Annotated in this window: 13 protein-coding genes; 6 read left to right on the forward strand and 7 right to left on the reverse strand. The window is 74.6% G+C overall.

What is annotated here, in order from left to right; genetic code table 11:
* Positions 1 to 62: 62 nt before the first annotated feature.
* Both AC060K_RS19585 and AC060K_RS19590 read right to left on the reverse strand, forming a co-directional pair.
* Complete coding sequence (locus AC060K_RS19585; RefSeq protein ID WP_483767026.1) at positions 63 to 1,223, reverse strand: glycosyltransferase; 1,161 nt, start codon at positions 1,221 to 1,223, stop codon at positions 63 to 65.
* Between the two features lie 43 nt (positions 1,224 to 1,266).
* Complete coding sequence (locus tag AC060K_RS19590; RefSeq protein WP_483767027.1) at positions 1,267 to 2,217, reverse strand: DMT family protein; 951 nt, start codon at positions 2,215 to 2,217, stop codon at positions 1,267 to 1,269.
* A 285-nt stretch (positions 2,218 to 2,502) separates the two neighbouring features.
* On the opposite strand from AC060K_RS19590, the gene AC060K_RS19595 reads away from it, so the two are divergent.
* A complete protein-coding gene (locus AC060K_RS19595; RefSeq protein WP_483767028.1) occupies positions 2,503 to 3,411 on the forward strand; it encodes an alpha/beta fold hydrolase in 909 nt (302 codons plus the stop codon).
* Positions 3,408 to 4,520 (forward strand): glycosyltransferase family 4 protein, encoded by a 1,113-nt coding sequence (locus AC060K_RS19600; protein ID WP_483767029.1) that lies wholly within the window; start codon positions 3,408 to 3,410, stop codon positions 4,518 to 4,520. Before AC060K_RS19595 ends, AC060K_RS19600 begins: the two co-directional genes overlap by 4 nt.
* Here the strand turns inward: AC060K_RS19600 and aroA are convergent.
* The 4 genes from aroA to ahcY form a co-directional block, all read right to left on the reverse strand.
* Positions 4,469 to 5,791: a 3-phosphoshikimate 1-carboxyvinyltransferase gene (gene aroA, locus AC060K_RS19605; RefSeq protein WP_483767030.1), complete on the reverse strand. Its 1,323-nt coding sequence runs from the start codon at positions 5,789 to 5,791 to the stop codon at positions 4,469 to 4,471. The two genes, AC060K_RS19600 and aroA, sit on opposite strands and share 52 nt — an antisense overlap.
* Before the next feature lie 64 nt (positions 5,792 to 5,855).
* On the reverse strand, positions 5,856 to 6,548 hold the full coding sequence (locus AC060K_RS19610; RefSeq protein WP_483767031.1) for a response regulator: 693 nt from the start codon (positions 6,546 to 6,548) through the stop codon (positions 5,856 to 5,858).
* 40 nt (positions 6,549 to 6,588) lie between these two features.
* Positions 6,589 to 7,992, reverse strand: a complete 1,404-nt coding sequence (locus AC060K_RS19615; RefSeq protein ID WP_483767032.1) for a sensor histidine kinase — start codon at positions 7,990 to 7,992, stop codon at positions 6,589 to 6,591.
* A gap of 202 nt (positions 7,993 to 8,194) precedes the next feature.
* On the reverse strand, positions 8,195 to 9,751 hold the full coding sequence (ahcY, locus tag AC060K_RS19620) for an adenosylhomocysteinase (protein ID WP_483767033.1): 1,557 nt from the start codon (positions 9,749 to 9,751) through the stop codon (positions 8,195 to 8,197).
* Between the two features lie 146 nt (positions 9,752 to 9,897).
* Here ahcY and AC060K_RS19625 point away from each other — a divergent pair, with 146 nt between their 5' ends.
* Positions 9,898 to 11,070, forward strand: coding sequence for an acyltransferase family protein (locus tag AC060K_RS19625; RefSeq protein ID WP_483767034.1), 1,173 nt, complete (start codon positions 9,898 to 9,900; stop codon positions 11,068 to 11,070).
* On the opposite strand, the gene AC060K_RS19630 is transcribed toward AC060K_RS19625, so the two are convergent.
* On the reverse strand, positions 11,030 to 12,295 hold the full coding sequence (locus AC060K_RS19630; protein WP_483767035.1) for an Nramp family divalent metal transporter: 1,266 nt from the start codon (positions 12,293 to 12,295) through the stop codon (positions 11,030 to 11,032). The genes AC060K_RS19625 and AC060K_RS19630 overlap by 41 nt on opposite strands.
* Before the next feature lie 147 nt (positions 12,296 to 12,442).
* Between AC060K_RS19630 and AC060K_RS19635 the strand changes: the two genes are divergently transcribed.
* The 3 genes from AC060K_RS19635 (at position 12,443) to AC060K_RS19645 (ending at position 17,715) form a co-directional block, all read left to right on the forward strand.
* Complete coding sequence (locus AC060K_RS19635) at positions 12,443 to 14,308, forward strand: gamma-glutamyltransferase family protein (RefSeq protein ID WP_483767036.1); 1,866 nt, start codon at positions 12,443 to 12,445, stop codon at positions 14,306 to 14,308.
* Positions 14,309 to 14,379: 71 nt separating this feature from the next.
* Entirely contained in the window at positions 14,380 to 16,593 is a 2,214-nt protein-coding gene (locus tag AC060K_RS19640) for an acyltransferase family protein (protein WP_483767037.1), read from the forward strand.
* A 102-nt stretch (positions 16,594 to 16,695) separates the two neighbouring features.
* Positions 16,696 to 17,715, forward strand: a complete 1,020-nt coding sequence (locus AC060K_RS19645; protein WP_483767038.1) for a DUF808 domain-containing protein — start codon at positions 16,696 to 16,698, stop codon at positions 17,713 to 17,715.
* Positions 17,716 to 17,784: the final 69 nt, after the last annotated feature.

A 17,784-nucleotide genomic window follows, 5' to 3' on the forward strand; every position in this document is an offset into this window, starting at 1 on the left:
CCCGCCCGCGGCGCCCGCTCCGCGCCGGTGGCCGCTCTCGGGGTGTTGGGGGCGGGGGGGGGTCAGCGCGCGACCGGCTCCCGCTCCAGGACCTTCTCGTACAGCGACTCGAAGGTGCCGAGCGTGGCGTCGATGGCGTGCACCGCCACGATCTCGCGGCTCGCGGTACCCCACCGCTCGCGCAGCGCGTGGTCCGCGACCAGCTCGGCGAGGTAGCCGGAGAGCTCCACGACGTCGCCCGGCTGGTAGAGGCGGCCGTTGGCGCCGGGACGCACGAGGTGCGGCAGCGCCATGGCGTCGGCCGCCACGACAGGCAGGCCCGCGGCCATGGCCTCGAGCGTGACGAGGCTCTGCAGCTCGGCGACTCCCGGCATGCAGAAGAGGTCCGCGCGGGCGTACGCCTCGAGCAGCTCGTCGTCCGTGACGTGACCCCGGAAGATCACCCGGTCCGCGATGCCCAGAGTGCCCGCGAGCGCCGTCCACTCGGCCCGCTTGGCGCCGTCACCGACCACCTCGAGGCGGGCGCGGACGTCGTCGGGCAGCATCGCGACGGCCCGGAGGAGCTCCTCGACGCGCTTCTCGGGGTCGAGGCGGCCCACGAAGAGGATGGTGGGCTCGGCGGCCGGTGCGTGCGGCCGGGGCCGGTACCGCTCGGTGTCGATGCCGTTGGAGACGGCGAACGCCTGCGTCAGGCCGGCGCGCTCCACGAGGAGGTCGACGGCGCGCGGCGTGGGGGCGGTGACGACCTGGGCGCGCGAGTAGACCCGCCCGAGGTCGCGCCACATCCACCGGCCGAGGGCGTCGCGGACGGGGTCGGGGAACGGCAGGTAGCCCACGATGTTCTCCGGCATCAGATGGTTGGTCGCCACGACGGGCCGGCCGGACCGGCGGGCGGCGTTCACGACGCCGCGCCCGACCACGAGGTGCCCGTTGGTGTGCACCACGTCGGGGTCCACGAGCTCCATGATCTCCGCCGTCTCGCGCGCTGCGTCCCACGGCATGCAGATCCGGAGGGCCTCGAGCGGCTGGTACCGCTTCGAGGTGACCCGGTGGACGGTGACCCCGTCCTGGACCTCGACACCGGGGCGTCCGGTGGGCGACGGTGCGACGACGTGGACGTCGTGCCCGCGGGCGGCGAGCCCGGTGGCGAGGCGGCCGGCGAAGCGTGCGGCGCCGTTCACGTCGGGCGGATAGGTCTCTGCGCCGACGAGGATCCGGAGCATGTTCACGGGGGTACTCCCGAGGTTGAGGTCTGGAGGGACGGGTTCAGGCGGCGACGGCGGCGTCCGCGCGGGCGGCGACGGCGTCGGGGTGGTGATGGGCAAGGGTGAGCACACCGGCGGTCGCGGCGAGCGCCGCCCCGCCGAGGAGAGCCCAGGTCGCCACGGGTGTGGCGGCGCCCTCGCCCAGGAGGACAGCACCGAGGAGGACCGCCACGATCGGGTCCACGACGGTGAGGCAGGCGATGACGACCTCGGGGGCGCCCGCGTGGTAGGCGTGCTGGACGAGCCAGCCACCCACCGCCAGCGAGGCCACGAGGCCGGCCGCGGCGCCGAGCACCGGCAGGTCGAAGAGCCCCACGTCGCCCGCGGCGACCGACTGCGACACGGCGCGGACCAGGGCGGACACGAGCCCGAAGGCCGAGGCGCCGGCCATGGCGAGCGCGACGCACCGCACCGTGCCGGACTGGGCGAGCCCCAGCACGGTGAGCAGCGCGACGACGGCGGCCACGCACAGCCCGGCCACGAGCGTGGCGCCGCCGGTGGGCGAGTGGCTGGCGGCCGAGCCCGCGGACGCCACCACGAAGACGACGACCCCGATGATGCTGACCACCGCCCCGACGACCACGCCGGCGGCGGGCCGGCGACCCGAGCGGGCCGCTGAGAGCAGCACCGCCAGAGGGACCGCGAGAACCCCGACCGGCTGCACCACCCGCAGGGGCGCGAGGAGGAGGGCGACGGCGTGCACCACGGTTCCGGCCCCGGCCAGGCCCAGCCCGGCGAGCCACCGCGGTCGGCGCATGATCCCGATGAGGCGCCGCGTCGACAGCGCCCGGCCGGGACCACCGGCGTCGTCCGGCGTGCCGGGACCGTCCGTCTCGTCCGGGTGCCCGGCACGCACCGCGTGGTGCTGGAGCGCCGAGGACACCGCGAAGCAGGCGGCGCCCAGCAGGGCGAGCAGGATGGCGGCGCTGTGGCCCCAGGTCGCGTCGCCCACTCAGCTGTCCAGCAGGAGGTCGGCGTGGGGCCTCATGTCGGCGGACATTACACGCCCGCAGCGGACCAGCGAGTGACTGTCCGGTGAACCGGAGGTGACGTCCTCGTGTGGGCGCCGGGGGGCGCTGCTCGTCGTCATGGACCAACCGTGGCAGGTCGTCGCCGTCCGCGTACATCGGGTTGTCCCCCCGAACCTGTCGGGGTCAACCCCCGAGTCCGGCTCGGGGGACGTCTCAGCCTCCCGGATGACCCCAGGAGCACGACCCGGTGGCTAGGCTCGGCGGCGATGCCACTCCACGCCCTCCCCTCCCCGTACGCCTCGCTGGTCGCCGGCACGCCCGTGCGGCACGACGAGGTGGTGCTCCGCGGCGCGCCCGCCCGGCTCTGGGTGTACGGCCCGGACGGCGCGCCGCGCGTCGTCTTCCTGCACGGGTACCGCGGCGACCACCACGGCCTCGAGCCGATCGTCGCGCACCTGGAAGGACTCCAGGTCGTGGTGCCCGACCTCCCGGGCTTCGGCACGTCGCCGCGCCTGCCGGAGGGCTCGCACGACGTCGCCGGGTACGCCGCCTGGGCGCGCGACCTGCTGACGGCGCTGGCGCCCGACGGCGACGCGGTGCTCGCCGGCCACTCGTTCGGCTCCATCGTGGCCGCCGCCGCGCTCGCCGGGCCCGAGGCACCGGCCGTGCGGGGACTCGTGCTGGTCAACCCGATCGCGACGTCGGCGCTCGCGGGCCGGCGGAGGCTGGCGACGCGGGGGACCGTGGCGCTCCACCACCTGGCCGGGCGGCTGCCCGAACCCGCCGGGACGTGGATCCTGCGCCACCCGGTGATGACCCGCGTGGCGAGCGTGCTCATGGCCACCACCCCGGACCGCACCCTGCGCCGCTGGATCCACGAGGAGCACGACCGCTACTTCTCGGCGTTCACCGACCGGGACACGCTCCTGGAGGCCTTCGACGCGTCGGTGTCCGGCGACGTCGCCTCCTCGGCACCGCGCGTGACCGTGCCGACGCTCCTCGTCGCGGGCGACCGTGACGACCTGGCGCCGCCGGAGGGCCAGCGGGCCCTGCTGGACCTGTTCCCCGACGCGCGCCTGGAGATGCTGCCCGGCGTGGGACACCTGACCCACTACGAGGCACCCGACCGGGTCGCCCGAGAATTCACCCGCTTCGTCGAAGGGCTGCCGCGATGAAGGTCCTCGTCGACTGCCGCTACGTCCGGGTGGGCCGGCACGACGGCATCAGCCGGTACACCGCCGGCCTCGTCACGGAGCTGGCCCGGCTGATGCCCGTGGAGCTGCTCGTCAGCGACGAGCGCCAGCTCGAGCACCTGCCCGCCCTCCCCTGGCACCTGGTCTCGTCCCCGACCAGCTGGCGGGAGCCCTTCGTCGCGCGCCAGGTACGCCGCCTGCGGCCGGACGTGGTGTTCAGCCCCATGCAGACGATGGGCAGCTGGGGCCGGGACTACGGCCTGGTGCTCACCCTGCACGACCTCATCTACTACCGGAACCCCACCCCGCCCCGGGACCTCCCGGCGCCGGTGCGGGTCCTGTGGCGCCTGTTCCACCTCGCGTGGTGGCCCCAGCGACTCCTCCTGGACAGGGCCGACCACGTCGTCACGGTCTCGCGGACCACGCAGGACCTCATCGCCCGGCACCGCCTCACCCGCCGCCCGGTGACCGTCGTGACGAACGCCGCCGACCCCGCGCCCCGCGCCGAGGCGTCACTCCCCCGCACGCCCCGGACCGGCGCGCTCGTGTACATGGGCTCGTTCATGCCGTACAAGAACGTGGAGACGCTCGCGCGGGCCGTGGCCCTGCTCCCCGAGCACGAGCTGCACCTCATGAGCCGCGTCTCGCCCGCGGACCGCGAGCGCCTCACGGCCCTCGCCGGCCCGGGTCGCCTCGTCTTCCACGACGGCGCCACGGACGAGGAGTACCGGCGGGTGCTGCGCGGGGCGACAGCGCTGGTGTCGGCGTCACGCGACGAGGGGTTCGGCATCCCCCTGGTGGAGGCCATGGCGCTGGGCACGCCCGTGGTGGTCAGCGACATCCCGGTGTTCCGGGAGGTGGGGGGCGACGCGGGTGCCTACGTGGACCCGGACGACGCCGAGGGCTTCGCGCGCGCGGTACGCGCGCTGGACGACGACGCCGCGTGGGACCGCCGCTCGGCCGCGGCGCGGGAGCGGGCGGCCCTGTTCGACTGGGCGGTGTCGGCCCGGGTCCTCGCGGACGTGCTGCGCCAGGTCGGTCAGGCCGCGTCCCATCGCACCTCGGCGCCCAGCCCGGCGATCAGGTCGTAGAACGGGGGGCAGGTCTTGTCGACGCAGCGCGGCTGGTCCAGCCCCACGCCGTCGCCGCCGAGCCCCACGAGGGCGAGCGACATCGCGACCCGGTGGTCGTCGTGGGTCGCCACCTCCGCGAAACGCGGGCTGCCCGGATGGATGCGCCAGCCGTCGGGCCGTTCGTCGACGGCGATCCCCAGCTCCCGCAGCGCCGTGGCCATGGCGGAGATCCGGTCGCTCTCGTGGCTGCGGATGTGCTCGACGCCGCGCACTGTCACGGGCGCGTCGGCGAACACGGCCATCGCGGCGACGGTGAGCGCCACGTCGGAGCAGTCGCGCAGGTCGAGGTCGTGGCCGCCGCGGAGCGCGGTCAGGTCCGAGGGCCGGGAGACGCGCACGCCCCGGCCGCCGAGCCACTCGATGTCGCACCCGAACTGCTCGACGATCTCGACGAACCGGGTGTCGGGCTGCCGGCTGCCGCGGACCAGGTTCTCGAGCGTGACCTGCCCGCCCACGACGGCGGGCAGCGCGGCGAAGTAGGAGGCGGTCGACGCGTCGGCCTCGACGTCGATGTCCGCGGGGCGGTAGCCCGTGGGGGCCACGTCGATCACCGCGAGGTCGCCCGTGACGGAGACCTCCGCGCCGAAGTGCCGCATGCAGTCGATCGTCATGTCGACGTAGGCGGACTGGACCACGCTGCCCTCGGTGGTGACGCGCAGCCCCTCGGGCAGCAGCGGCGCGCTGAGCAGCAGGCCGGAGAGGTACTGGCTCGAGATGCTGCCGTCCACGCGCACCTCCCGGCCCACGGTCTGCCCGCCACGCACCTCCAGCGGGTAGCGACCGGGCTCGCCCACCGGGACGACCGGCCCGCCGAGGTGCGCGAGCGCGTCGAGCAGGCCGCTCATGGGTCGCGCCGTCATCTGCGGGCTGGCCTCGAGCCGCCACGTCCCCGGGTCGCCGAAGGCGAGCAGGCAGGGCAGGAAGCGCGCGACGGTCCCCGCGGAACCGACGGAGAGCGTGGCCTGCGGCACGGGGCGCCGCCGGCCGAGGCCGCGGACCCGCACGGAGCCGCCGTCCACGTCCACCTCGCAACCGAGGTCCCGCGCGGCGGCCAGGCCGAACCGGGTGTCGTCGCTCTCCAGCGGGTCGACGATGGTGCTCACCCCGTCGGCGGCCATCGCGAGGATGATCGCCCGGTTGGTGAAGCTCTTGCTCCCCGGCACCCGGACCGACCCCTCTGCCGGGGCCTTCATGGCCAGGATCGTGACGTGCTCGTCGTGGTTGCTCATGGTGCTCCGAGCATGGACACCGGGGTGGGCGCGGGTCCGGGGCGCTCGCATCCTGAGACCGGGGTCACGCGCCCAGGTAGCGCAGCACCGCCAGCACGCGGCGGTGGTCGGCGGCGTCGGGAGCCAGCTCCAGCTTGGTGAAGATGGAGGCGACGTTCTTCTCCACGGCGCCGTACGACAGGTGCACCAGCTCCGCGATCGCCCCGTTCGACCGGCCCTCGGCCATCAGGGCCAGGACCTCCCGCTCGCGCGGGGTGAGACGGAGGACGCCGTCGTCGGGCCGGGACGCCCCGAGGAGCTGGGACACCACCTCCGGGTCGAGGACCGTCTCCCCCGCGGCGACGCGCGACAGCGCGTCCATGAAGTCGGAGACCTCCGCGACCCGGTCCTTGAGCAGGTAGCCGACGCCTGCGGCGCCCCCGGCCAGCAGTCGCGACGCGTACCGCGTCTCGACGTACTGCGAGAAGAGCAGCACGCCCAGCCCGGGGTACCGGGTGCGCAGCTCCAGGGCGGCGCGCAGGCCCTCGTCGGAGAAGCCGGGCGGCATGCGGATGTCGGCCACGACGACGTCGGGCAGCGCGTCCGCCGCAGCGAGGCGCGCGACCTCGGCGACCAGGGCGTCGCCGTCGGCCACCGCCGCGACCACGTCGTGGCCGCGGCGGCCCAGCAGGGCGACGAGCCCGTCGCGCAGGATCGCGGAGTCCTCGGCGACGACCACGCGCAGGGTGGCCGACGCCGGACTGCCCGGCCCGGTCATCCGCGTCGCCTCTCGCGCGGGCCGCAGGGACGTGCTCCCCTCACGAGCGGCCGGGACGGGTCGTAGTCGGCAGGGTCACGGTGACCACCGTAGGGCCTCCCGCCGGGCTGGACAGGTCCAGCGTTCCGTCCACCGTGCCGACGCGCTCCCGCAGGCCGGCCAGGCCGGAGCGGCGGCCGTCGGCGTCGGGCGTCATGACCCGGGCGCCGCCCTCGCCGTCGTCGGCCACGACGACGCGGAGGGTGCCGTCGAGACGCTCCACGGCCACGCTGACCACCGTGGCGCGGGCGTGCTTGGCGGCGTTGGTGACGAGCTCGGCCACGCAGTAGTAGGCGATCGACTCGAGCGCCGGCGCGAGCCGGCCGCCAGGTCCGAGGTCGACCTGCACCGCGACGGGGAGGGGCGCCCGGGCGGCGAGCGTCTCGAGGGCGACGCCCAGGCCGCTGTCGAGGGCGGGCGGGTGGATGCCGCGGGCCAGCTCGCGCAGCTCGATGAGCGCGTCCTTGGCCGACGCGTGCGCCACGTCGACGAGCTCCGCCGCCTGGCGCGGGTCGCCGCCGTCGCGCAGGTGCTCCCTGGCCTCGCCGAGCTGCATGGCCACCGCGACCAGGCGCGCCTGGGTGCCGTCGTGGAGGTCGCGCTCGATGCGGCGCAGGCGCGAGTCGGCCGTCTCGACGGCCCCGGCGCGCGAGCGCTCGAGGTCCGCCACCCGCAGGCTCGCCGCCGTGGGGCCCAGCAGCGACCCCGTCAGGAGCCGCAGGAGCTCCACGAACACCCGCTGGACCCACGGCCACACGAAGAGGAGCACCACGCCGGCGGCGGCGAACGCCGCCTGCCGCTCGGGGGTGTCCACATACCAGTCCGTGCCGAGCTGCGCGCCCCGGTGCAGGGTGCCGTCCGTGGCCTCCTGCAGCGGGAGCCAGCGCGACCAGAACCAGTGCGTCGTCGCGCCGAGCCCTGCGGCGAGGAACGTGGTGCTGACGACGAACCCCGCGAGGGTGACGGGGAAGGTGACGAAGCCGAAGAGGAGGGCGCGCCAGCCGGCCGCGTCGCCGATCATCGAGCCGAGCGACCGCCAGAAGCCGCGGCCCCGGCGGAACGGCACCGGCTCCCGCACGTCGGCGGCGAGCAGGCTGCGGGCCGCACCGCGGTACAGCGCGCCCCAGCCGCGCCCGCCCACCACGAGCGCCCCACCCACGAACAGGCCGACGACGGTGACCGCCACCCCCGCGGAGAACGCGACGGTGAACAGCGTGTACGCGAAGGCGAACGGCGCGAGCAGCAGCATGATCCACAGGTAGCCGTACGCGGACCAGGTACGCCGCGCGAAGGGGGCCCGCAGGAAGCCGACGGGCTCGGGGCCCGGCGTCGGCCGGGCGGGGGCGGACGGCGCGGCGGCCGGCGGCACCGTGTCGCCGGCCTGCGGTGCGGTGGTCGAGGTCATGCCGCCAGTCTTCCCGTCGGGCGCGGCGCCGCCCAGGGTGCGGTCCGCCGGAACCTCGGGGGGACATCCCCCGCGACGGGCGCCGGGCTGGTCCGCTCGAAGGCGCCGAGAGTCCGCTTCGAGAACGTCATCGGGTATCGCTTCCGCGAGGGAAGCGATACCCGATGACGTTCTCGAAGCGGACCACCTGCGCCGCCAGACCTCAGTACCGGTAGTGCTCCGGCTTGAACGGGCCCTCGACCGGGACACCGATGTACTCGGCCTGGCTCGGCGAGAGCTCGGTGAGGCGGACGCCGAGCGCGTCGAGGTGCAGGCGGGCGACCTTCTCGTCGAGGACCTTGGGCAGGCGGTAGACCTGGCGCTCGTAGGCCCGCTCCGCCTCGTCCTTCGCGGCGTCGAGCCAGAGCTCGATCTGCGCGATGACCTGGTTGGAGAACGAGTTGCTCATGACGAACGAGGGGTGCCCGGTCGCGTTGCCCAGGTTCAGCAGGCGGCCCTCGGACAGCACGATGATGGACCGCTCGGCACGGGCGCCGTCGGCCGGGAAGACCCACTCGTGGACCTGCGGCTTGATCTCGGTGCAGGTCACGCCCGGGAGGGCGGCCAGGCCGGCCATGTCGATCTCGTTGTCGAAGTGGCCGATGTTGCCCACGACGGCCTTGTCCTTCATCGCCGCCATGTGCGCGGCGGTGATGACGTCCTTGTTGCCGGTGGTGGTGATGAAGAAGTCCGCCTGGCCCACGACGTCCTCGATGCGGGCGACCTGGAAGCCGTCCATCGCCGCCTGGAGCGCGCAGATCGGGTCCACCTCGGACACGATGACGCGGGCGCCCTGGCCGCGGAACGCCTCCGCGGCGCCCTTGCCCACGTCGCCGTAGCCCGCCACGAACGCGACCTTGCCGCCGATGAGGATGTCGGTGGCGCGGTTGATGCCGTCGGGCAGGGAGTGGCGGATGCCGTACTTGTTGTCGAACTTCGACTTCGTGACCGAGTCGTTGACGTTGATCGCCGGGAAGAGGAGCTCGCCCGCCTCGGCGAGCTGGTACAGGCGGTGCACGCCCGTGGTGGTCTCCTCCGTGACGCCCCGGATGCCCTGCGCGATGCCGGTCCAGCGCAGCGGGTCGGCGTCGAGCGCGCGGCGCAGCACGGAGCGCACCACGTTCATCTCGTGCGTGTGGTCGGGCTCGCCCGGCAGGGTGTCGGGCGGCACCACGCCCGCCCGCTCGTACTGCAGGCCGAGGTGGACCAGCATCGTGGCGTCGCCGCCGTCGTCGAGGATCATGTTGGGGCCCTGGCGGCCCTCGGGGCCGTCGCCAGGCCGAACGAGGATCTGCTCGGTGCAGTCCCAGTACTCCTCCAGGCTCTCGCCCTTCCAGGCGAAGACCGGCACACCCTGGGGGGCCTCCGGCGTGCCGTGCGGGCCCACGACGACCGCGGCCGCCGCCTCGTCCTGCGTGGAGAAGATGTTGCAGCTGGCCCAGCGCACCTCGGCGCCCAGGGCGGTCAGCGTCTCGATGAGCACCGCGGTCTGCACCGTCATGTGCAGGGAGCCGGCCACGCGGGCACCGGCGAGGGGCTGCGAGGGGCCGAACTCGGCCCGCAGGGCCATGAGGCCGGGCATCTCGTGCTCGGCGAGGCGGATCTGGTGGCGGCCCGCCTCCGCGAGCGCCAGGGAGCGCACCTTGTAGCGGCCCGGAGCCTCGTCGAAACCGGGCGTGCCCGCCGCGTGGGGTGCGGGGGCCGTCGACGTCGTGGACATGTTTCTCCTCAGAGATCGTGGGTGTCATGTCGTGCGGCGCTGGGGGCTCCCGTTCGCGCTCGAGTGCGCACGTGGTGCGCTCCCCCAGCCTACCGAGGCGCCGGGCCGCTGGCGTCGTTATCGTTCTGTGACCTACATTGGATCGGGTGAAATTCTCGCCGCAGACCCGACTGCCCCTCGTCGACGCCCTCCGGTTCGGCGCCGCCGTGGCCGTGCTGCTCTACCACCTGACCGCCACGTCGACGGCGACGAGGTACTGGGGCGAGCGCCCGGCCGAGGTCTTCGGGCCGCTCAACGAGGTGTCACGCTACGGCTGGCTGGCAGTCGAGGTGTTCTTCGTCGTCTCGGGCTTCGTCATCCTCCTGACCACCGAAGGGCGCGGCCTCCGCTCGTTCCTCGCGTCCCGCGTGGGACGGCTCTTCCCCGCCTACTGGGCGTGCGTCGCCCTCACCGCCCTGCTACAGGCGGTGTGGCACGACGGCCTCCGGCCCGGGCTGCTCGACACGCTCCTCAACCTGACGATGGTCCAGGACCTGCTCGACGCCCAGAGCGTCCAGGTCGTGTTCTGGACGCTGCTCGTGGAGCTGAAGTTCTACCTGCTCGTGGGCCTGCTGCTCGCGTTCGGGCCCCTCACCCCGCGGCGCTCGCTGGCCCTCGCTGTGCTGTGGCCGGCGGTCGGCTGGCTCGCCGACACGTTCACGTTCCCCGGCTCCGGCTTCCTCGTCTTCCTGCTCGTGCCGCACTACGCGCCGTTCTTCTCCGTCGGGATCCTGCTCTACCTGGTCCACCGGGACGGCCTCCGCCGGCCGGCCGGCCTGGCGCTCGCGGGCGCGCTCGCCGTCGGCGTGCTGCGGGTGGTGCACACGGCGGGGTCGGCCACCGAGCTGCAGGGCGTCCCGGTCAGCCCCGTGGTGGGCGCCGCGGGGCTGCTCGCCGGTGTCGGCGCCCTCTGGGTGGCGGCCCGTCTGCCTCTGGCCGGCGCCCCGCGGCTCGGGGCGGCGCTGGCGGCCGCCGGTGCGCTCACCTACCCGCTCTACCTGGTGCACATGCAGTTCGGGTACGCCGCGGTGGACGCCCTGGACGGGGCCGACGGCGCCGTCGGCCCCTGGGGCACCCTGGCCCTCGCGTGCGCGCTGAGCCTGGTCCTCGCCGCGCTGGTCCACCTCGGCGTGGAGCGCCCGGCGAGCCCGCGCCTGCGCCGGCTGGTGCTGGGGACGGGCACTCCTGCGTGTCAGCCGCGCGACCTCACCTCGTCGACCCGCGAGACCGGCCCGGCGCTCACGCCAGCAGCGGCTGGACCACCTTCACCAGCTCGTTGACGCCCAGCACCAGGAAGAGCGCCGCCACGGCGGCGAGCACCACGTTGAGCCACCAGGTGTTGCGCCACGTGGCGGGGACCGCCGACGAGTTCAGCAGGAACAGCAGGGTCACGGCCATGAACGGCATGAACAGCGCGCCCAGGGCTCCGTACGCCACCACGAGGGCGATGGGCCGGTCGAGGAGCAGCAGGAGCATGGGCGGGAACGTGAGCCACAGGATGTACGCCCGGTAGTACGTGCCGCCCGCGCGGCGGCGCGGGTCGCCCTCGGGGATCTTCCGGACGGTGCCCAGGAAGTCGGCGAACATCAGCGACACCCCGTGCCACACCCCGAGCACGGACGAGAACGACGACGCCCAGAACCCGACCAGGAACAGCGGCGCCATGAACGCGCCGTAGCGCTGCGCCAGCACCTCGGACAGGTCGAGGAGGCCGCCCTCGCCGTCGGCGATGGTGACGCCGCTGGAGTACAGGAGCTCCGCGCCGACGATCAGCATCGAGACCACGAAGATGCCCGACATCACGTACGCCGCCGCGTTGTCGATCCGCATGACCCGCATCCAGCCCGGCGCGTGCCAGCCCTTCTCGCGCAGCCAGTAGCCGTAGGCGGCGAGCGTGATCGTGCCGCCCACGCCGCCCGCCAGACCCAGCGTGTAGATGACCGAGCCGTCGGGGATGCGTGGCACCAGGCCGCTGACGACGTCGCCCAGGTTCGGGAGCGTGAGCACCGCCGACCCGACCACGGTGAGGAACATGAGGCCGACGAGCACGGCGATGATCTTCTCGAGCGCCCGGTACCCGCCCGCCCAGACGAGGACGAGGCCGAGCACGCCGGACCCCATGGCGAACCAGATCACGTCGACCTGCGGGAACAGGGCGTTGAGCGGCAGCGCCGAGCTGGACATCGCGGCGGCACCGTAGCTCAGGCCCCACACCACGATGTAGATCCCGAAGTAGGTCATGGCCCAGGCGCCGAGCTGGCGCCAGCCGTCGATGATGGTGCGGCCGGTCGCGAGGGACCACCGGCCTGCGCCCTCGACGAGCGCGATCTTGATGACCACGCCCGCCACGGCGGCCCACAGGAGCGCGTACCCGTACCGGCTGCCGGCCACCATCGTCGCCACGAGGTCGCCGGCGCCGATACCGGTTGCCGCCACGACCAGCCCCGGCCCGATGACGCGCCACCTGACCTTTTCCTGCACCTTGACGCCATTGTCCTTTTCCATCCCATGACGATAGCGGCCAGATACTTCACCCGGTACCCGGGGTGAGAGCTCCGCACGGTCCGGCTGCGCCGAGGCTGCGGTCCGGTTCCGGCACGGCCGTCCCCGGCGGGTACCGTGCTGGCAGACCCCCGTCCGGACAGGAGAGCCATGACCACCTTCACCCCGCCCGCCCCCTTCCAGACCCGGCCCGACCTCGCGGGCACGTTCGGCATGGTGTCGTCCACGCACTGGGCCGCGAGCGCCTCCGCCCAGGCGGTCCTCGAGCGGGGCGGCAACGCGTTCGACGCGGCCGTCGCGGGAGCGTTCGTGCTGCACGTGGTGGAGCCGCACCTGAACGGCCCGGGCGGCGACCTGGTGGCCATCCTGGCCACGGCCGAGGAGCCGGGCAGCCCGCGCGTGCTGGTGGGGCAAGGTCCCGCGCCCGCGGGCGCGACGATCGAGCACTACCTGGGTGAAGGTCTTGACCTCGTCCCCGGCTCGGGCGCGCTGGCCGCTGCCGTCCCCGCGGCGGTGGACGCGTGGCTGCTCCTCCTGCGCGACCACGGCACGTGGGAGCTGCGCGACGTGCTCGCCTTCGCGGTGGGCTACGCGCGGGACGGGCACCCCGTGCTGCCGAACGTCGCCCGCACGATCGGCACGGTCGCGGCGCTCTTCACGGAGCACTGGCCGAGCTCGGCGGCGCTCTGGCTGCCCGACGGGCGCCCGCCGCGCGCGGGCGAGCTCATCACCAACCCGGAGTACGCCGACCTCCTCGGTCACCTGGTCGCGGCGGCCGACGCCGCGGGCGACCGCGAGGCGGGCGTCGACGCCGCCCGCGCCGCGTGGCGCGAGCGCGTGGGCGCCGTCGTCGAGGAGTTCGTCCGCACACCGCACCGCCACTCGGACGGCGCGGACCACGCGGGGGTCATGACCGCGGCGGACCTCGCTGCCTTCAGCGCCTCCTACGAGGAGCCGACGACGGTGGAGTTCCGCGGGTGCACCATCGCCAAGACGGGCGCATGGGGCCAGGGCCCCGCCCTGCTGCAGACCCTCCGCATCCTCGACGGGCTCGACGACGACCGCCTCGACCCGTCCACCGAGCTGGGCGCCCACACGGTCCTGGAGGCGCAGAAGCTCGCGCTGGCCGACCGCGACGTCTGGTACGGCGACTCCGACGTGCCGCTCGCCTACCTCCTGTCGGAGGAGTACGCGGCCGGGCGCCGCGCTCTCCTCACCGACGAGGCGTCGCACGAGCTGCGGCCGGGTGCGGTCCCGGGCCGGGCGATGCCTCCGGTCCCGCCGCTGCGCACCGAGTACGCGACCGACGCGCCCGTGGGGTCGCTGCCCGGCACGCCCGTGGGCGGGCCGACGTCGGGGGTGGGCGCGGGGCTGGGCGAGCCGACCGTGACGGTGGGCGAGCCGGTCGTCGAGGCGACCGGCACCACGCGGGGCGACACCTGCCACCTCGACGTCGTCGACCGCTGGGGCAACGTGATCTCTGCCACCCCGTCGGGTGGGTGGCTGCAGTCGTCGCCCACCGTGCCGGGGCTGGGGTTCTGCCTGGGCACCCGCCTGCAGATGACGTGGCTGGACCCGGAGTCGCCGTCGCGCCTCGAGCCGGGCCGACGCCCGCGGACCACGCTGACCCCCACGCTCGTGCTGCGCGACGGGCAGCCGGTCCTCGCCTGCGGCTCCCCCGGCGGGGACCAGCAGGACCAGTGGCAGCTGCTCTTCCTGCTCCGCGTGATCGTGGGTGGCTACACCCCTCAGCAGGCGATCGACGCACCGTCGCTGCACACCACGGCGTCGCCGGGGTCGTTCTGGCCGCGTACCTGGACCCCGGGCGGGGCGGTCGTCGAGGACCGGCTCGGCGCCGACGTCGTCGCGGGGCTCGAGCGTCGCGGGCACGTGGTGACGCGAGCGGGAGACTGGTCGCTCGGGCGGCTGTGCGCGGTGACGCGGGACCCGGCGACCGGCCTGCTCGGTGCCGCGGCCAACCCGCGCGGGTCGCAGGGCTACGCGACGGGTCGCTGACCCCGCTGTGCCGAGACAGTGACCTCGTCCGACGACGTCACTGTCTCGGCGACCGCTTACCCTGGACGACCGTGACCTCCCCTGCCCCTGCCTCCGGCGTGCCCGCGCCCGAAGCCGGCAACGCGCAGGGCGGCAACGAACAGGGCCGCAACGCGCAGGGCCGCTCGCAGCAGGGCGGCGGGCGGATCGGTGAGATCGACGGGCTGCGCGGCCTCGCCCTGACCCTCGTCGTGCTGTTCCACCTCTTCGGTGCCGGTCGCGTCTCGGGCGGGGTCGACGTCTTCCTCACCCTGTCCGGGTTCCTCGCCACCCGTTCCCTCCTCTCCCGCGCCGAGTCCGGGCGCCTGCGCCTGGCCGACCATTACGGCCGCACCCTGGCCCGTCTGGCGCCGCCTGCCCTGGTGGTGCTGCTCGCCGTCGCGGCCGCCACGGTGCTGCTGCTCTCGCCGGCCCGCTGGGCGGAGGTGCTCCGCGAGGTGGGGGCCTCGGCGACCTTCTGGGAGAACTGGCAGCTCATCGCGGGCCAGCTCGCGTACGGCGCGGCCGGGCCCGCCGCGAGCCCGTTGCAGCACTTCTGGTCACTGTCCGTGCAGGGCCAGTTCTTCGCCGCCTGGCCGCCCGTGGTGCTGCTGTGCGTCGTGGTGGCGGAGCGCCTGAGCCGCCGGGCCCGCACGTGGCTGACGCCGGGCCGCCTGCTCGGGCTCGTCGCGGGGGCCGCCACCGCCGCGTCCTTCGCCTATGCGCAGTGGCTCGTGGCGGTGGACCAGCCCGTCGCCTACTTCAGCACCTGGTCCCGCGCCTGGGAGCTGGGCGCCGGCGTCCTGCTGGCGCTCGCCCTCGGCCGGCTCCAGCGGGTCCCGGCGCTGCGCGGCGGCGGGCTGCGGGCGGGGCTCGGCTGGACAGGCCTCGCGCTGGTCGTCGCCTGCGGCTTCCTGGTCGACGGCGCCCGTGCCTTCCCCGGCCCGTGGACGCTTCTCCCGGTGGGCGGGGCCTTGCTCGTGCTGGCCGGCTCCGGCTCCGGGGCGGGCTGGTCCCCCGCGCGGCTCCTGGAGGGGCGGGCGCTGCGCTGGGTGGCCGACGTGTCGTACGCCCTCTACCTGTGGCACTGGCCCGTGCTCGTGCTGTGGCTGGTCCGCAGCGACGGCTCCACCGTGGGCCCGGCAGCCGGGGCGCTCGTCCTGGCGGTCTCCGTGGTGCTCGCCTGGGCCACCACGCGCTACGTGGCCGACCCGGTGCTGCGCCGGGTCAGGGCAGCCGGCCCCCGCCCGGCCGGGGCTCCCCGCCGCCCGGGTCCGGGCGTACGCGCCCTCGCCGTCCTGGCCACCGGCAGCCTGCTCGTCACCGCGGGGGCGACCGGGGCGGCGTCGGCCCACGACGAGCGCCTCGAGCGCGAGCGCCACGCTCTCCTCGCGCCGTCCGCGGACCACCCCGGGGCGGCCGTGCTCGCCCCCGGCGGGCCCGCGGCCCGGGACGGCGTGGCGATCCGCCCCGCCACGTACCTGGCGGCCAAGGACCGCCCGCACCTGGACGACTGCGCCCAGGGCGGCCTCCAGAACGACAGCGTGGTCTCGTGCGTGGTCGCCGCACCGGCCGGGCACGCCGCCGCGCCCACCGCCCGGGTCCTCGTGGTGGGCGCGTCGCACGAGCAGCAGTGGCTCGGGCCCCTCGCCCGCGTCGCCGAGGGCGCGGGCTGGGAGCTGACGGTGATGATCAAGCACGGCTGCCGCCTCTCGCTGTCCGGGGAGGCGGGGATGAACTACCCGCCCGCGTGCGCCTCGTGGAACCGACAGGTGGTCGACCGGGTGGTGGCCGAGCGGCCGGACGCCGTGGTGGTCGTGGGCACGCGCACCTTCGAGGACGGGCGCGCCGAGACGGTCTTCCCCGGCCAGACCGCGGCATGGCGGGAGCTCGACGCGGCCGGCGTCCCCGTGGTCGCGCTCCGCGACAACCCGCGCTTCGCCTGGCGCGTGCCCGACTGCCTCGCCCGCCACGGTGCCGACGACCCGTCGCGTACGGCCGGCGCCGTGACCGCCTGCTCCCGGCCGCGGGCCGAGCAGCTCGCGCCGGTCTCCCCGCTGGCGACGACGCCGGGCGTCCCCGCGTCGACCGTCGAGGTGGACCTCACCGACCACCTCTGCGGGCCGGTCGTGTGCGAGCCGGTCGTGGGCAACGTGCTGGCGTACCGGGACGACGACCACCTGACCGGCACCTTCACCGAGACGCTCACGCCCGCGCTCGACGCGGCGCTGCGCGACCGCGTGCCCTGGCTGTTCCCGGCCGGGTGAGCTGCACGGTGCGCGGCAGGGTGACGGGCCGCGTCGCCCCCGGCAAGGTGCGGGCCATAGGGTACGGACCATGGACACACATGGGTGGGAAGAGGTGACCTCATGGGCGGCCTGATGGGTCTGCTGGACGACATCGCGGCGCTGGCGAGGCTCGCCGCCGCGTCGATCGACGACGTCGGGGCCGCCGCCGGGAAGGCGACGATGAAGGCCGCCGGCGTGGTCGTGGACGACACGGCGGTGACGCCGCAGTACCTGCAGAGCGTCGCGGCCAAGCGCGAGCTGCCGATCGTCAAGAAGATCGCGTTCGGGTCGATCCGCAACAAGCTGATCTTCATCCTGCCCGCGGCCATGATCCTGAGCCAGTGGCTGCCCGCTGCGCTCCCGATCATCCTCATGGTCGGCGGCACCTACCTCGCGTTCGAGGGCGCCGAGAAGATCTGGCACAAGGTCTCCGGCCACCACGACGCCGAGGTCCCGGCCACCGAGGTGAGCCCGGAGGCGGAGAAGATGCTGATCGCGGGCGCCATCCGGACGGACCTCATCCTGTCCGCCGAGATCATGGTGATCGCGCTGGACGAGGTGGCAGACGAGAGCTTCTGGAGCCGCCTCGCCATCCTCGTCGTGGTCGCGTTCGTCATCACGATCATCGTGTACGGCATCGTCGCGGCCATCGTGAAGATGGACGACGTCGGGCTGCGGCTCGCCCAGCGCGAGTCCCGCACCTCCCAGAGGATCGGCCGCGGCCTGGTCTCCGCGATGCCGAAGGTGCTGGCGGTCATCTCGGTCGTGGGCACCGTGGCCATGCTGTGGGTCGGCGGCCACATCCTCCTCGTCAACCTCGGCGCCGACGGAACCGGCTGGGTCCCCGCACCGTACGAGTGGGTGCACCACCTGGAGGAGGAGATCCTGCACGGCGCGGGCGCGCTCGGCGGCTTCCTCGCCTGGTGCTTCAACACGCTGTGCTCGGCGATCGTGGGCCTCGTGGTGGGCGCCCTGGTGGTCGTCGTGATGCACCTCCTGCCGTTCGGCAAGAAGGAGGACCCGCGCACGCACGCCCACGTCGAGCGCGTGCACCCCGACGAGCCGCAGCCGCAGGTCCCGGCGGACCCCGACAAGCACTGACGCACCCGGTACGACGAAGCGGCGGGGGGGGGGGGGGGGGGGGGGGGCCCGGCCCCCCCCCCCCCCCGC

This window comes from Antribacter sp. NEAU-D49 (genome assembly GCF_057158775.1).

Coding starts and splice junctions, on each gene's coding strand:
- ahcY (WP_483767033.1), bottom strand. CDS start 9,751: ATGTCCACGACGTCGACGGCCCCCGCACCCCACGCGGCGGGCACGCCC.
- aroA (WP_483767030.1), bottom strand. CDS start 5,791: ATGAGCAACCACGACGAGCACGTCACGATCCTGGCCATGAAGGCCCCG.
- AC060K_RS19635 (WP_483767036.1), top strand. CDS start 12,443: ATGACCACCTTCACCCCGCCCGCCCCCTTCCAGACCCGGCCCGACCTC.
- AC060K_RS19615 (WP_483767032.1), bottom strand. CDS start 7,992: ATGACCTCGACCACCGCACCGCAGGCCGGCGACACGGTGCCGCCGGCC.
- AC060K_RS19595 (WP_483767028.1), top strand. CDS start 2,503: ATGCCACTCCACGCCCTCCCCTCCCCGTACGCCTCGCTGGTCGCCGGC.
- AC060K_RS19600 (WP_483767029.1), top strand. CDS start 3,408: ATGAAGGTCCTCGTCGACTGCCGCTACGTCCGGGTGGGCCGGCACGAC.
- AC060K_RS19585 (WP_483767026.1), bottom strand. CDS start 1,223: ATGCTCCGGATCCTCGTCGGCGCAGAGACCTATCCGCCCGACGTGAAC.
- AC060K_RS19630 (WP_483767035.1), bottom strand. CDS start 12,295: ATGGAAAAGGACAATGGCGTCAAGGTGCAGGAAAAGGTCAGGTGGCGC.
- AC060K_RS19645 (WP_483767038.1), top strand. CDS start 16,696: ATGGGCGGCCTGATGGGTCTGCTGGACGACATCGCGGCGCTGGCGAGG.
- AC060K_RS19610 (WP_483767031.1), bottom strand. CDS start 6,548: ATGACCGGGCCGGGCAGTCCGGCGTCGGCCACCCTGCGCGTGGTCGTC.